This is a genomic window from Gelatiniphilus marinus (assembly GCF_042684345.1).
Classification (GTDB): Bacteria; Bacteroidota; Bacteroidia; order Flavobacteriales; family Flavobacteriaceae; genus Gelatiniphilus; species Gelatiniphilus marinus.
In genome coordinates this window covers 145436-161999 of sequence record NZ_JBHULK010000002.1, presented here as the reverse complement: position 1 = coordinate 161999, position 16564 = coordinate 145436, and the positions used below count along the sequence as shown (strand labels likewise).

The 16564-nt window shown below is 36.6% G+C and carries 13 protein-coding genes; 2 read left to right on the top strand and 11 right to left on the bottom strand.

Going from position 1 to position 16564, the window contains the following annotated elements; genetic code table 11:
* Positions 1-9 precede the first annotated feature (9 nt).
* From ACFSQS_RS05860 to ACFSQS_RS05810, 11 genes are all read right to left on the bottom strand, one after another.
* Complete coding sequence (locus tag ACFSQS_RS05860; protein ID WP_388015557.1) at positions 10-1725, bottom strand: hypothetical protein; 1716 nt, start codon at positions 1723-1725, stop codon at positions 10-12.
* Positions 1726-1952: 227 nt separating this feature from the next.
* Complete coding sequence (gene argH / locus ACFSQS_RS05855) at positions 1953-3227, bottom strand: argininosuccinate lyase (RefSeq protein WP_388015554.1); 1275 nt, start codon at positions 3225-3227, stop codon at positions 1953-1955.
* A 946-nt stretch (positions 3228-4173) separates the two neighbouring features.
* Positions 4174-5244 (bottom strand): M20 family metallo-hydrolase, encoded by a 1071-nt coding sequence (locus tag ACFSQS_RS05850; protein WP_388015551.1) that lies wholly within the window; start codon positions 5242-5244, stop codon positions 4174-4176.
* Complete coding sequence (gene argB / locus ACFSQS_RS05845) at positions 5244-6020, bottom strand: acetylglutamate kinase (protein ID WP_388015548.1); 777 nt, start codon at positions 6018-6020, stop codon at positions 5244-5246. Before argB ends, ACFSQS_RS05850 begins: the two co-directional genes overlap by 1 nt.
* Position 6021: 1 nt before the next feature.
* Entirely contained in the window at positions 6022-6966 is a 945-nt protein-coding gene (locus ACFSQS_RS05840) for an N-acetylornithine carbamoyltransferase (RefSeq protein WP_153268150.1), read from the bottom strand.
* A gap of 67 nt (positions 6967-7033) precedes the next feature.
* Positions 7034-8158: an aspartate aminotransferase family protein gene (locus ACFSQS_RS05835; RefSeq protein WP_388015544.1), complete on the bottom strand. Its 1125-nt coding sequence runs from the start codon at positions 8156-8158 to the stop codon at positions 7034-7036.
* On the bottom strand, positions 8155-8955 hold the full coding sequence (gene proC, locus ACFSQS_RS05830) for a pyrroline-5-carboxylate reductase (RefSeq protein WP_388015541.1): 801 nt from the start codon (positions 8953-8955) through the stop codon (positions 8155-8157). The genes ACFSQS_RS05835 and proC overlap by 4 nt, the downstream gene beginning before the upstream one ends.
* A 98-nt stretch (positions 8956-9053) precedes the next feature.
* Complete coding sequence (argC, locus tag ACFSQS_RS05825; RefSeq protein WP_388015538.1) at positions 9054-10037, bottom strand: N-acetyl-gamma-glutamyl-phosphate reductase; 984 nt, start codon at positions 10035-10037, stop codon at positions 9054-9056.
* 39 nt (positions 10038-10076) lie between these two features.
* Positions 10077-11252: an argininosuccinate synthase gene (locus ACFSQS_RS05820; protein WP_388015535.1), complete on the bottom strand. Its 1176-nt coding sequence runs from the start codon at positions 11250-11252 to the stop codon at positions 10077-10079.
* A gap of 58 nt (positions 11253-11310) precedes the next feature.
* Positions 11311-11934, bottom strand: coding sequence for a GNAT family N-acetyltransferase (locus ACFSQS_RS05815; protein WP_388015532.1), 624 nt, complete (start codon positions 11932-11934; stop codon positions 11311-11313).
* Between the two features lie 452 nt (positions 11935-12386).
* Positions 12387-13979, bottom strand: a complete 1593-nt coding sequence (locus ACFSQS_RS05810; protein WP_388015529.1) for an NADP-dependent glyceraldehyde-3-phosphate dehydrogenase — start codon at positions 13977-13979, stop codon at positions 12387-12389.
* 306 nt (positions 13980-14285) lie between these two features.
* Here ACFSQS_RS05810 and ACFSQS_RS05805 point away from each other — a divergent pair, with 306 nt between their 5' ends.
* Both ACFSQS_RS05805 and ACFSQS_RS05800 read left to right on the top strand, forming a co-directional pair.
* The gene (locus ACFSQS_RS05805; RefSeq protein ID WP_388015526.1) at positions 14286-15077 is read left to right on the top strand and encodes a 3-keto-disaccharide hydrolase; all 792 of its coding nucleotides are present in this window, start codon (positions 14286-14288) and stop codon (positions 15075-15077) included.
* A gap of 10 nt (positions 15078-15087) precedes the next feature.
* The gene (locus ACFSQS_RS05800) at positions 15088-16521 is read left to right on the top strand and encodes a Gfo/Idh/MocA family protein (RefSeq protein WP_388015523.1); all 1434 of its coding nucleotides are present in this window, start codon (positions 15088-15090) and stop codon (positions 16519-16521) included.
* Positions 16522-16564 lie beyond the last annotated feature (43 nt).

The following is a 16564-nucleotide window of genomic DNA, read 5'->3' as shown; positions in this document are numbered from 1 at the left end:
TTTACCCGTTTATTTCTTGTTTCTAATTATTATATAATCCAAAGGATTTTTTATAATATCTTTTAAGCTTAACCGCACCAATCTACCAAGATTACTAATTTTTAAGCCTCTGGACTTAAGAACCAATAAAAATGTCATGGAAAAACTAACAAAAAAATTAACCGCACCAATTAAAAAAACACTAAGCAGCGCCCATGCAACAGTAGTTATACCAAAGGTATGGTTTATAATGCCATAACCTACGTTTGAAGAACTAAAAGCAATATGCCTTATATCTATACTAAAAGGCATTAAATAACTTAACAAAAAAGCAGAACCTAGAAAAAACCCAAGGCTAATGTTACCCGCATAAACCCCTAAATTACGCTCTACAACCAACGAGAGGCGCTTAAGTTTATGTTCTGAAAAAAACCCAGACAACAACTTATTGTGCTGTATCCTATAGGCTAAATTTAACCTTTTAACCTTATTGTCAAAATAACCAGAGATAAAACCCGATAAAGACAAAAACACACCAGCTATGGCTGCATAATAAATGGCGCCACCAGAAAACGGAAAAACCTGCTCGATAAGAGTTATTGATTTATTTGCGCTTATTGGATTTAGATAAGCTACCAATGTGAGCAAAAACCCAATTAGGCAAGAGACTGAAAATGCTGTGATAAAATTACCCAACAAAGATATAAATTGACTCCTCGAAATTTTTCTGAGCAATAATATTATGCTATTAAGGCTATCTATTTTAAAATCCCCATCTTTATCTATGTTTTTAGCAATGGTCGAAGCGGTCATGGCGGGTTGTTTGGTAGCAATGGTACCACCCAAAAAATACACAATTACAAAACAAAGCGCATAATTAATACTGTATAAAAAAGCCAGTGGCAATGTAGCGGAAACAGAAGAATCAACGATTATCTTAAAAAAAGCGAAAATTGAAATAATAAGGCCTCCCAACAATCCTTTCTTAAAAAAAGACAGATATTCCTTTTTGTTTTCGGCTACATATTTTTCTCCTTTTTGTGCGGTATGCTCAACAATTTCAAAAGCCAAAAGATCGGTATGGGAAACAAAAAACTCTTTTAAGCTGTTTTTAGATTTAGTGTATAAAATGTAATCTTTAATAAGGTATTCCCATTTTTTTTTCGATAAGATGTCGTTTTTTAAATCCAATAATATTTTTATGCGCTTTACATAATTTAAAAGGCTTTTTATTACCACCGTTAAATGCATCGATGTACCTGTAATATTTTTAAACTCGCGTAGTTTTATAATGGTGTTAGATACCTCATCCAATACATATTGAATCTTTCTCACCTCAATATTATCGTCTGCAGAAAGAGCACTTGCCAGACCCAGTAATTCTTTGTAACATTTCGAGTCGATATTAAGCTTATCAAAAAAGGACTGAAATTCATGATCCAGACCATAGGAAATAATTTGCGAACACAGACCGGATATGGCATGGTTTAAATCTTTTGCAACAGATGCTTGATACGCTGGTTGTGCCAACAATTGGCTTAATTCGTCAACAATACTGTTTACAGTGCTTTGTTTTAATTGGGAATTAAGATAAAACTCGAAGCTGTGCTGCTCGGGAATTTGCGGTATAAACTTTCTGAATATTCGAATTGAAAAACCAGCTGTAAACCCATAGTTCTCCATTAAAGAGTACTTGGCAAAAAACGAATAGAATTTATATTTTATATTCTTTTTATTGTTTTCCAAACGCTAGATTATTGAATGCTAATGTTTCACCTTTCTTGAGCTTAAAACCAGTTTTTTTAAATATACACTTATTAATAAAAATAGCACTTTAGAGTCAACGCTATTGTTTATCTACCACTTTATCAATCAAACTGTTCTAAACCAAAAAAATATGTTAACCTGTCTTATATTAAAAATACTAAATTAAACCTATTTTTTTAATATGGTAATTAAAAGCAAGTATAACCCTAATCCGGAAACTTCGCTCTTATAGCTTCCAAACTCAAATTATGAATACTCCCAATATGGGAATGCTCCTTGCTCATATCCGGTTTATAAGTTCCGGCTTGCACTTGGCCGCCAATTTCTTGGTAAGCTTCCCTAAAACTCATACCATCAACCACAAGATTATTAATATTATCTACGGTAAATAGGTATTTGTATTTATCGTCGTTTAAATCAATTTCGTTTACAATAATTTGCTGAATGGCGTAATTAAATATATCTAAAATGGCTTTTAACTCTTCAAAAGCAGCTATAGTATTTTCTTTTAATAACTGAAAATCTCTATGGTAACCACTTGGTAAATTATTGGTGATTAAAACCATTTCGGTTTGTAGGGCTTGTATCTTATTGCACTTGCCTCGAATGAGTTCGAACACATCTGGGTTTTTTTTATGTGGCATGATACTACTACCTGTGGTTAGCTCGTCTGGAAAGGTGATAAATCCGAAATTCTGACTCATATACAAACAGACATCCATAGCAAAACGCGACATGGTATTGGCTAAACTTCCTAAAGTAGCGGCAATAGTGCGCTCGCTTTTACCGCGACTCATTTGTGCGGCAACCACATTATATTTTAAGGTTTCAAAACCCATTTCTTGGGTTGTGAAGGCTCTATCTATAGGGAAAGAACTACCGTAACCCGCTGCAGAGCCTAAGGGGTTTTGATCTACCGTTTTTATGGCAGCGTTTAATAAATAAACATCGTCAATTAATAACTCGGCATAGGCCGAAAACCACAAACCAAACGAGGATGGCATGGCCACTTGTAAATGCGTATAGCCCGGTAATAAATTATCTTTATGTGTGTTGGCCAATTGCAATAAGGTGTCGAAAAAGGTTTTGGTTTTCGATTTTATATCTATTAAATTAGCTTTAAAATACAAATGGAGTGCCACTAGAACCTGATCGTTTCTTGAACGTGCCGTGTGGATTTTTTTACCCACTTCGCCAAGTTGTTTAGTCAATTCGAATTCTATTTTAGAATGCACATCTTCAAATTGTGCATCAATAACAAAGCTGCCGTTTTCAATCTGGTCTTCTAAAGTTTTTAATCCGCTTAACAAATCTTCTAACTCCTTATCGGTTATAATACCAATTTTTTTAAGCATTTTAGCATGTGCTTTCGAAGCGATAACATCGTATTTTGCTATGTGAATATCGATTTCCCTATCGTTACCAACCGTAAATTGTTCAATTTGTTTGTCTATTGTAAATCCTTTATCCCAAAGTTTCATTTTGTAAAAAGTTTATTTGTTTATTTGTATCCGCCATTGCGAACGCAGTGCGGCAATCTTTTAATTAATACCGTCATTGCGAACGTAGTGTGGCAATCTTTTGATAATTACTGCTACTATCATGAGATAACCACGTCGCTTCTCTCCTCGTTATGACGTTAGCTAACAGCTCTATTCATTACCGTCATTGCGAACGCAGTGTGGCAATCTTTTGATAATTACTGCTACTATCATGAGATAACCACGTCGCTTCTCTCCTCGTTATGACGTTAGCTAACAGCTCTATTCATTACCGTCATTGCGAACGTAGTGCGGCAATCTTTTAATTATCACTACTATTATCATAAGATAACCACGTCACTTCTCTCCTCGTTATGACGTTAGCTAACAGCTCTATTCATAACCGTCATTGCGAACGCAGTGCGGCAATCTTTTAATTAATACCGTCATTGCGAACGCAGTGTGGCAATCTTTTAATTATTACTGCCTCTATCATAAGATAACCACGTCGCTTCTCTCCTCGTTATGACGTTATCTCATCTCTTTATTCATAACCGCCATTGCGAACGTAGTGCGGCAATCTTTTAATTAATACCGTCATTGCGAACGTAGTGCGGCAATCTTTTGATAATTACTGCTACTATCATGAGATAACCACGTCGTTTCTCTCCTCGTTATGACGTTAGCTAACAACTCTATTCATTACCGTCATTGCGAACGCAGTGCGGCAATCTTTTAATTAATACCGTCATTGCGAACGCAGTGTGGCAATCTTTTGATAATTACTGCTACTATCATGAGATAACCACGTCGTTTCTCTCCTCGTTATGACGTTAGCTAACAGCTCTCTATTCATAACCGTCATTGCGAACGCAGTGCGGCAATCTTTTGATAATTACTACTACTATCATAAGATAACCACGTCGCTTCTCTCCTCGTTATGACGTTAAATAATCACTTTATTCAACAAATCAATATAAATTTGCACACCTTCTTCAATTTCATTCAAATATATAAATTCATCTGCCGAGTGCGAACGCGTGCTATCCCCCGGTCCTAATTTCAAACTCGGACAGCTTAATACCGCTTGATCCGATAATGTTGGCGACCCGTAAGTTGTTCTACCTAAAGCGATGCCCGCTTGCACCAACTCGTGGTCTATTGGAATAGATGAGGAATTCAACCTTAAACTTCGTGGCACAATACTATCGCATGGTGCGTTTGCCACTAATAAATCGGCAATCTCTTGATTGGAATATTTATCGTTAACACGCACATCAATCACCAATTTCACATCGGCAGGAACGGCATTGTGCTGCACGCCAGCATTAATTTGAGTCACCGTCATTTTCACATCGCCTAAGGCTTCAGAGGTTTCTCTAAATCTAAAATCTTTAAACCATTTTAAAACGGGTATAGCTTTATAAATGGCATTATCGTCGTTTGGGTGTGCGGCATGACTTGGCGTACCTTTTATTACGGCATCAAAAACCACCAAACCTTTTTCGGCAACAGCTAAATGCATTAAAGTGGGTTCGCCCACAATGGCCACATCTACTTTCGGAATGATGGATAGCATGCTATTTAGCCCGTTTGGACCACTGTTTTCTTCTTCCGCGGAAGCGACCAAAACCAAATTATATTTTAAGTGCTCTTGGTTATAAAAATAAGTGAAAGTTGCGATTAAAGACACCAAACAGCCCCCAGCATCATTACTACCCAAACCGTATAATTTACCGTTTTCTTCTATGGCTTTAAACGGGTTTTTGGTATAACCGTTATTGGGTTTTACCGTATCGTGATGCGAGTTTAAAAGCAGTGTTGGTTTACTTTTATCAAAATGTTTATTAATAGCCCAGACGTTATTTTTAGTACGTGTATAGTCTATATTTTTAGCCGCCAACCAATTCTCGATAAGTGCCGCTGTTTGGTCTTCTTCTGTAGAAAAAGATTGGGTTTCAATAAGACTTTTAAGCAAGTTTATAGCGTCGTTTGTTAATTGTTTTATAGCATCCATTAGGCTTGAATTGTGGTGTGTTTGTTATTTAAATTAAAAAGCATTTCTGGTTTTCCAATACATACTTTATACACGTTATTTTCTATGGCGTGAAAGCAATTATTAAGTTTTGGTAACATGCCATCTGCAATTACGCCATCGCTAATTAGTGTTTTGTAATTGTCTGAATTGATATTTTCTATAACAGAATCCGCATCATTTACATCTTGCAACACGCCGTTTTTCTCGAAACAGTAATACAATTCGGTTTGATAAATTTTAGCAAAACCTATAGCTAATGCCGATGCAATAGTATCGGCATTGGTGTTGAGAAGCTGACCGTTTTCATCGTGAGTAATCGCACAAAAAACAGGCGTTATTTTATTGTTTAGCAATACTTCTAATGCATCTGTATTTACCTTTACTACATCACCAACAAAACCGTAATCAATATCTTTAACAGGGCGTTTTTCCGAAACGATAGCGTTTCCATCGGCACCAGAAAACCCAATGGCATTGCACCGATTTGCCTGTAATTTTGCGACTATATTTTTGTTGATTTTACCAGCATAAACCATGGTAATTATATCTAAAGTATTGGCATCTGTAATACGTCGGCCATTGGTCATTTTAACCTCAACTCCCATTTGATTGGCTAATTTTGTGGCCAATTTTCCGCCACCGTGCACCAAAATCTTTGGGCCTTCAATTTTAGAGAACGCTTCAATAAAAGCATCTAACGCTTGCTGGTTATCAATAATATTACCGCCTATTTTTATAACTTTTAGTGTTTGCATGTTACGATTTTAAACCTTCTAAAATACTTTTCAAAACCCATTGTGCCGCATACGTTCTATTGTTGGCCTGCTCGATTACCAGTGAATTATCACTATCTAAAACAGCATCTTCAACCACTACATTTCGTCTTACCGGTAAACAGTGCATAAATTTAGCGTCGCCTAATTTTTCTTTAGTTACCATCCAATCCAAATCTGTTTTTAGTATTTTACCATAGTCATGATAAGCGCTCCAATTTTTTGCATACACAAAATCGGCATCTTTTAAAGCGTCTTCTTGATTATACATTACCGGGGTTTGCCCAACAATCTCAGGATTTAAATCGTAGTGTTCAGGGTGTGTAATTACAAAATCGACATCCATATTTTGCATGGCATTTATAAAGCTATTGGCTACGGCATGTGGCAAAGCTTTTACATGCGGTGCCCACGTTAAAACAACTTTTGGTTTGGCTGTTTTTTTATGCTCGGTTATCGTGATAGCATCAGTAAACCCTTGTAACGGATGCGCCGTGGCACTTTCCATACTTACAACAGGAATTGTGGCGTATTTTGTAAAGGCTTTAAGCACGTGTTCACTTTCGTCTTTACTTTTATCCGTTAAGGTTGGAAATGCCCTAACTGCAATAATATCGCAGTATTGCGACACCACGGCTGCGGCTTCTTTAATATGCTCTGCGGTAGAGCCATTCATCACACGGCCATCTTCAAACTCAATACCCCATGCATCACCAGAAACATTCATCACTATAGGATCCATACCTAAATTTAGAGCTGCTTTTTGCGTGCTTAATCGTGTGCGTAAACTCGAATTAAAGAATAACAATCCTAATGTTTTGTGTTTTCCTAATGCTGAAAACTTTAGCGGATTTTTTTTTAGCTGAATAGCCTCTTCAATGGCTTGAGAGAAGTTTTTAATGTCGGATATGTTGGTGTACTTTTTCATTGGTCTTGCCTTTAGATCAAACTGAAACCTTCTAGTTTGTCATCACTAATTTTTAGTTTTTCTGATGCTATAATGCTTTTTTTAGAGCTTCAAAAAACAGATCAACATGCTTTTTTTGAATGGTTAAAGGTGGAAGAATTCTTAATAAATTAGGGTTTTTAGCACTTCCTGTAAAGATATGATGTTTATAAATTAAATCCTTTCGCAAATCGGCTATCGGAAAATCAAATTCCAATCCTAACATGAGCCCTCTGCCTTTTACCGCTTTTATTTGTGGTATTGCTTTGGCTTTTTCTGCAAAATAATTGGAAACTGTTTTGGCATTCTCCATTAAATTTTCACATCGCAATACCTTTAAAACGGCTAATGATGCAGCACAGGCTAAATGGTTGCCGCCAAAAGTAGTTCCTAATAAGCCATAAGAGGCTTTTATAGACGGATGAATTAAAATACCACCAATGGGAAACCCGTTACCCATACCTTTTGCCATCGAGATAATATCTGGTGTTATCCCATGTTTTTGAAAGGCAAAAAAATCGCCAGTTCTTCCAAATCCGCATTGAATTTCGTCTGCAATTAACATGGTGTTATACTTTTTAGAAAGGGCTTCTAAACCTTTGAAAAATTCGGTAGAAACCTCATCTAAACCACCAATACCTTGGATGGTTTCAATAATAATGGCGCAAACATCGTTTTTTGCTAAGGCGTTTTCAACACCTTTTAAATCACCCAACTCAAAACGTTCCACTTCTTGTTGCGCATTAATTGGGGCTATAATTTTAGCATTATCGGTCGCGGCTACGGCTGCCGATGTACGACCGTGAAACCCGTTTTTAAAAGCTATAACTTTAGATTTCCCCGTTTGGAAGGATGCCAATTTTAAAGCATTCTCATTAGCTTCGGCTCCAGAGTTACATAAAAACAACTGATAATCTTTACAACCCGAAAGCGTCTCAATGTCTTGAGCCAATTCTACCTGTAAGGGGTTTTGAATAGAGTTGCTATAAAACCCAATATGGTTTAATTGATTGCTTAACGAACTCACATATTCTGGGTGCGAATGCCCAATTGAAATTACAGCATGCCCACCGTAAAGATCTAAATATTCTATACCGTTTTTATCGTAAACAAAAACATCTTTTGCTTTAACGGGTGTAATATCGAACAACGGATATACATCAAATAAACTCATAATTGTTCTGTTTTTATAGTGTTAATTTTATTAAACGAGGCGATCATACCTTGAATTAAAGACGAACTTAAGCCTTTATGTTCCATTTCATTTAAGCCCTCAATAGTACAGCCTTTAGGCGTAGTTACTTTATCAATTTCTTGCTCTGGATGATTACCAGTGGCTATTAATAAACTAGCCGCACCTTCGCAGGTATGCATGGCTAATTCTTGAGCAATTTCGGCTTCAAAACCCAATTGAATGGCTGCCTGTGTACTCGCTCTAATTAATCGCATCCAAAAGGCAATACCACTTGCACAAACCACGGTTGCCGCTTGCATTTTGTTCTCTGGAATACTAACAGAAGTCCCTAAGCGGTTAAAGATAGCTTCGGCAATTTTAATGCGTTCTGCACCTTTTTCGTTGCTGCACAAACAGGTAATCGATTTCCCCACAGCGATTGCCGTGTTGGGCATGGCACGAATAATAAATTGGTCTTCACCAACAACACTTTCCATTCTTGACGTTAAAAACCCAGTAATGGTAGAAATTAACACGTGTTTTTCGGTTAATAAGGGTTTTATACTGTGTAAGATTGTTTCAAAATGTGCGGGTTGAACAGCGAAAATAATAATGTCTGATTGCTTCACAGCTTCAGCATTATCACTGGTTAAATACACGTTTTTATAGCCCTCAAACTCTTGAATCGCTTCTAAATGCCGTCGTGTTAAATATAACGTAGTAATCGCATTGCTGGTAATTAAACCCTTCGCAATAGATTTTCCTAAGTTTCCTGTTCCTATAATGGCTATTTTCATATAGATTTATTTTTTGTTATTCCCTCAAAGGAGGGAATCCTTTAATTTTGATGCTGTGGGCATGAGATTTCCGTCTTTGCGGAAATAAAAACATGCTATTAAAAGAAATTTGCTTTTAACTGAATTCCTTCCGTCTCTTCTAAACCAAACATTAAATTCATATTTTGAACCGCTTGACCTGAGGCCCCTTTTAATAAATTATCAATACAACTTGTAATGAGTAATTTGTTTTCGTGTTTATGTAAATGAATTAAACAATTATTTGTGTTTACCACTTGCTTTAAATGAATGTCGTTATCTGATACAATTGTATATTTAGCATCTTTATAATAATTCTTAAAAAGTGTTTTAGCCTCTTCTAAACTGCCATTGTATTGGGTGTAAAGCGTTGCGAAAATACCTCTTGAAAAATCACCTCGATTAGGCATAAATACAAGCTCTGACGAAAAATTATTTTGCAATTGTTTTACCGATTGATTAATTTCTGCCAAATGCTGATGCGTAAAAGGTTTGTAATAGGAGAAATTATTGTCGCGCCATGCAAAATGAGTTGTTTTAGATAAGGATGTTCCGGCGCCAGTCGCTCCCGTTACGGCATTAATGTGTACATCGTTTTTTAGCAATGCATTTTCTGCCAAAGGCAATAATGCCAATTGGATGGCGGTTGCAAAACAACCCGGGTTTGCAATATAATTGGCTTTTTTAATGGCTTCTTTTTGTAATTCTGGCAAACCGTAAACAAAAGTTTTTCCATTGAAAACCTTATCGGCTTCCAATCTAAAATCGTTTCCTAAATCAATAATTTTCGTATCCTTTGAAAAGGTGTTACTTTCTAAAAATTTTACAGAATTACCATGACCTAAGCACAAAAATAACACATCGATATTGGGGTTGATGGTATCTGTAAATTTCAAATCTAAATTCCCCACCAAATCTTGATGAATATCACTAATATAGTTTCCTGCGTTCGATGTGCTAAACACAAAATTAATTTCGGCTTTGCTGTGGTGCATCAACAGCCTTATCAATTCGCCTGCGGTATATCCTGCGCCTCCAATAATTCCTACTTTTATGTTTTTCATTTTATATTGTGTTTCAAATTAGACCTGTCAGGTCTAAACTTACGAATTTACTTGTTGATATATCTTATTTTGATTGCCTAGAATTTTTATGAATCCTTTGGCATCATCGGCTGTCCACGCTTTGTTTTCTTCCCCGTAACTTCCAAATTTAGCACTCATTAAATCGTGTTTAGAAACAATACCATCTAAAGAAAAATGATAAGGCTTTAAAGTTACCACAACATCGCCACTTACTTTATCTTGACTGTTTTGTAAAAAGGCTTCAATATCTCGCATTACCGGATCTAAATACTGGCCTTCGTGTAAGTGCATACCGTAAAAACTAGACAAATACTCTTTGTGCTGCAACTGCCATTTGGTAAGTGTGTGCTTTTCTAGCAAATGGTGTGCTTTAATGGTAATTAGAGCTGCCGCTGCTTCAAAACCAACGCGCCCTTTAATACCAACAATGGTATCGCCAACGTGAATATCCCTGCCAATAGCATAAGGTGAAGCCAAACTATTTAGCACTTCAATATTAATTTCTGGGTCGTTTTCTACACCGTTTACAGCTATTAATTCGCCTTTTAAAAAGGTTAAGGTTACTTTTTCTTCTTCGGCATGTTTTAATTGCGACGGGTAGGCTTCTTCTGGTAATGGTTTTTTAGACGTTAGCGTTTCTTCGCCACCAACACTAGTACCCCAAAGCCCTTTGTTTATAGAGTATTTTGCTTTGTCCCAAGACATATCGATACCGTTGCTTTTAAGAAAATCTATCTCTTCTTGACGAGTAAGTTTTTGGTCTCTAATAGGTGTAATAATTTTTATATTTGGTGCCAAGGTTTGAAAAATCATATCGAAACGTACTTGGTCGTTTCCTGCGCCCGTACTACCGTGTGCGATATATTCTGCACCAATGCTTTTGGCATATTCTACAATTTCTATGGCTTGAATAATACGCTCTGCGCTTACAGACAAAGGATAAGTATTGTTTTTTAATACATTACCAAAAATTAAATACCTTACTACTTTTTGGTAAAACGTAGATACGGCATCGATATTTTTATAAGTAGCTACACCCATTTTATAGGCGTTGCTTTCAATTTCTTTTATTTCTTGTTGCGTAAATCCGCCTGTGTTAACACTAACGGCGTGCACTTCGTATTTTTTCGATAAGCTTACGGCACAGTACGAAGTATCTAATCCGCCACTGTATGCTATTACTAATTTATTCATTTTAATTATGTTTTTTTAAGGCCTTATTTTGGCTGCTAAAGATTAATTATCTCGATTTTTATTTTTTATTTTTTTTAAAAAACATACTTTGTTTTATGTTCTTTAATCTGGTCCAAACTTTCTTGTCATAGCTATGTTTGTGCGCTGTTGCAGGTTCTCTTTTATTGGGATCGAATAACATGCCTGTACATAAGCACATGGATTGTTTGGTTCTTTGCAGTACATCATAGTTTTTACAGGTTTGGCAGCCTTTCCAAAAGGACTGGTCGTCTGTTAATTCTGAAAACGTTACTGGCTTATAACCTAAATCGCTGTTCATTTTCATAACGGCCAATCCGGTAGTAATACTAAAAACCTTGGAGTTTGGAAACTTGTTTCTTGAATGTTCGAAAATTTTAATCTTAATGCGCTTAGCCAGCCCTTTTCCTCTGTAATCCGGATGTACTATTAAACCGGAATTAGCAACAAATTTACCGTGTCCCCAAGCTTCAATGTAGCAAAATCCGGCAAAGGTTTTCCCGTCTAGTGCAATAACGGCGTTGCCATTTTCCATTTTACTAATAACGTATTCTGGAGTTCGTTTGGCTATACCTGTTCCTCTAACATTTGCAGATTCTGCAATTGTGTCGCAAATAATCTGAGCGTAAATACTATGTGATTTATCGGCAATAATGACGTCCATTATCTTGTTTTGTTTTATGTTGTGTTTTGGTTTATTGTAGTTTTATAAAAGCTGAACCGGACTCACCTAGGCTCAATAATATTAAGACATACCCTTACGGGCGACGTACAAAAACACGGCGAACGAAATTCCTGCTATTAAAAGGAACTATTGTTGTTTGTTGAAACTGAAAACTTGATATAAACATGATAAAAAAATAAAATTTAACGTAACGATAATGGGGCTAAACAGAAGAACTAGCGGCGGCGCTTGCGAGAGCGCAAACTGGGAGTAAACGTACGTATTTTATTTTTATTTGAATTCATTGAGTGTAAAATTATAAAATAAAATACAGTATCGGCAAATGCATGGTGTTTTTTTTAAATAATTATCGAATTTTATAAAAAACCCTCTTTTAGTTTTAAATAATTCACATAAAAGAGGGTATAATTAAAATATTATTTTTTCTAGGCTTATAGAATATAATCGGTGCTTATAAAATTAGACGATTTTTTATCTAACAAGCCCTTTAAAATAGCATTGTTATAAGCGTTGTCTTTTGATGCCACAAATGTTCTTATTGAAAACGAACGCAGTGCATCGTGCACACTTAGTGTCCCGTAAGCCGAATCTTTTCTTCCTGTAAATGGGTAAACGTCTGGTCCGCGTTGGCAAGAGCTATTTAGGTTTACCCTACAAACTAAATTTACAAGGGCATCGATTAGCGGAGAAAGCGTGTCTATATCTTTGCCAAACAAACTTACTTGCTGGCCGTAGTTAGACTGGGCCATATCGTTTAGCGGTTCTTCAATATCAGAAAACGGTACTACAGGAATTACAGGGCCAAATTGCTCTTCTTTATATACTCGCATGTCTTTTGTAACAGGATATAAAACAGCAGGGAAAATAAAGTTTTCAGTGGTTTTACCTCCTTTTTGATTAAGCTTTTTTGCTCCTTTTTCTAAAGCATCATCAATTAATCCTTGAATATAAGCTGGTTTATCGGCTTCAGGAAGCGGTGTTAATTTTGCACCAGATTCCCAGGGGTTTCCAAATTTTAGGGCATCTACTTTTTTAGAAAAGCGTTTATTAAATTCTTCAACTATAGATTCATGGACGTACAATACTTTTAGAGCTGTACAACGTTGCCCGTTAAAGGATAATGTTCCCGCAATACACTCCTCTACAGCCAAATCTAAATCGGCATCGGGTAATACAATAGCTGGGTTTTTAGCCTCTAAACCTAAAACCATACGCAACCTATTTCCTTTAGGATGTACCGCTTGCAAAGCGTTAGCAGATTTACTATTGCCTATTAAAGCCAACACATCTATTTTACCAGATTTCATTATAGGCGTTGCCAAAGTACGGCCTCGACCAAAAACAACATTTACTACGCCTTTTGGGAAACTATTTTGAAAAGCTTCTAATAAAGGCGAAATTAATAAAACGCCTATTTTAGCAGGTTTAAAGATTACGGGGTTTCCCATAATTAAGGCAGGGATAAGCAATGTAAATGTTTCGTTAAGCGGATAATTGTAAGGACCTAAACACAAAACAACTCCTAACGGCCCTCTGCGAATGTGCGCATTAACACCCGAGTTTTTTTGAAACTTAGCCGAGTTTCGGTCTATTTGCTTGTAGGCTTCAATGGTGTCGTAAATATAATCAACGGTTCTATCAAATTCCTTCTCTGAGTCACCTAGGTTTTTCCCTATTTCCCACATTAAAAGCTTAACCACCTCATCGCGCTTGGTTTTCATTTGTTCTACAAACTTTTCCATACAGGCAATACGGTCTATTACCTTCATGGTTGGCCATAAACCTTGACCGTTATTATATGCTTTACAAGCGGAATTTAAAACATCTAAAGCTTCTTTCTCACCTAACTGCGGAATTGTGCCCAATAGCGTAGGCTTATAAGTTTCTGTAGAGGATATGGTAGAATACACTTCTGCCTGCTCTCCCTCCCATACTTTTAATTCGCCATCTACCAAATAGGTTTTTTGATGTATGAGCGATTTTATTTTATAAGCATCTGGAATTTCTGAAAAAGTAGTTTTCATATTAAAATTAAGGTTTTTAAATATCAACGAAAATAAAAATATTTTAAAAGATGCACTTCTGGATTTTAGCGTTTTTTTTAAAGAAATGCAAAATCCTTAACACTTTAGTTGTATAACAACAAAAAATTTAGGACTAAAACGTTTTCGCCTGTTATTTTTTTTGGTTTTAGGTTGTTCATCGGCAAAAACACGCTATCTGTATAATAAAGACTTGCCGCCTATACTTTAATTTATCTATTTTACATATATTAGTACGGGTATTAAACACACCAATTTTGCACCCTTTAACAGTTTAATTTTATTACAATGAAACATTTAATTTCGGTTTTAGCAATTAGCTTTTTTCTTTTTTCTTGTAAATCTGATAAAAAAACAAAGCCATTAACACCAACCCAAAACACAGAGCTAGCCTCTGATGCATGGATCTATCTTTTTAACGGCTCTAGTTTAAACGGTTGGCGCGCATACAACGAAGAGGCTTTGCCACCCGGTTGGACCATAAAAGACAGCGTACTAACCTTTGACACCAAATTAGGCTTAGAACAAAACTACAAAGGCGGAAAAGACATTATATATGCCGCCGAAGAGTTTGATAATTTTGAGCTGCATGTAGAATGGAAACTACCAAAAGGAGGAAATAGCGGCATTTTTTATCATGTAAAAGAAGGGCATACTAGTATTCCTGAAATAGCCCCCGAATATCAGCTTATAGACGATTTAGGCTATGCCGAAATACACGATCTTACGGCTTATAACAAAAGTTTGGGCTACACCGAAAAACCGGAAGAACTAAAACCTTTGCAAAAAACAGGATCTGATTATGCCATGCATCCAGCAGACCAATCTCAAAAACAATTAAATCCGATTGGTGAATGGAACACTTCAAAAATCATATTTACCCCAGAAAGAGTCGAGCATTGGTTAAACGGCAAAAAACTATTATCGTTTGTACCCTGGGACGAAGCTTGGGAAGAAAAAAAGAATTCCGACAAATGGAAGAACAGCCCTAATTACGGCATATATAAAACGGGCTACATCGGGCTTCAAGACCATGCTAGCCCCATTTGGTTTAGAAATATTAAGATAAAAAGACTATAAAACATACGGTATGGACAAAAGAGATTTTTTAAAAAAAAGCGGCTTGGGCGTTGTAGGTTTGGCCTTAGCGCCTTCAATAGTAATGAGTGCTAGCAAAACCAAAACAGGCCGACTTAGAACGGCACATATTGGGGTTGGCAACATGGGATTAGCCGATCTTAAAGACACAGCATCCCACCCTCTAGTTGATGTTGTTGCCTTGTGCGATGTAGATTCAAACTACCTCAACAATGCACACCAATTATACCCTAAAGCTAAAACTTTTTCAGATTACCGGATTATGCTGAAGGAAATGAGAAATGAAATTGATGCCGTAATAGTTTCAACTCCAGACCACACCCATGCTCCGGCATCTATACTTGCCATGAACATGAATAAACCCGTATATTGCCAAAAACCATTAACGCACCATGTATCTGAAGCTAGAGCGATGAGCAAACTCGCTAAAGAAAAAAACTTGGTAACACAAATGGGTATTCAAGTACATTCTTTTTACGATTACAAACTAGCCACCTTACTCATACAATCTGGTATTATAGGTAAAGTACATACCGTACACGCATGGTCGCCTAAAAATTGGGGATACGATGGTGAGCCGCCAACGGGAAGCGACCCCATTCCGGAAACCCTAGATTGGAACCTATGGTTAGGCACATCGGCTAAACGCCCCTATAAAAATGAAGTTTATCACCCCATGAATTGGCGAAAACTTATGGATTACGGCTGTGGCACACTTGGCGATATGGGCGTTCATATTTTTGATACACCGTACAACGCTCTAGAGCTTGACGTGCCCAAGACCATAAAAAACGAATGTCGTGAGCCGAACGGCTTTGGGTATCCGGAAAACAATATTGTTACTTATAAATTCCCACAAACCAAATACACCACCAAAACCTTAAAATGGATTTGGTACGATGGCCCAGGAGCTCCAAGACCCCATAAGGATTTAATATTGCCCGGTGCAATAAGCAAAGACAAGGCTATGGTTAAAAATGAAAAGTCTTTAGAAGACAAAACATCTCTTGAAACTAAAATCACCAACGACGGAAGTTTGCCCGAACAAGGCGCTATGTTTGTTGGCGAAAAAGGGCGTTTGCTCTTGCCTCATTTTATGCAATTGCCCAAGAAAATTGTAAACGGCGAATATGTAGATATTTCATCTGAAATTAAAGCCATTGAAAAAGAAAACAATATGGGAGAACCTATTCGTAATTATGCTACTGAAGGTCCGAAACATTACCATCAATTTGTAGATGCTTGTTTAGGTAAAGACACCTGTAGCGCACCGTTTTCTTATGCTGCAAAGCTAACCGAAACCATCCTTTTAGGAGTTATTGCAGGCCGTTTTCCTAACAAAACCCTACGCTGGAACAGTAAAAAAGGCAAGTTTTCTACAAAAGAGGCCAATACATATTTAGAAGGTAAATATCGAGAATTTTGATAACATCTTTTGTATATAAGCAAATATAAAGTAATGAGATGCT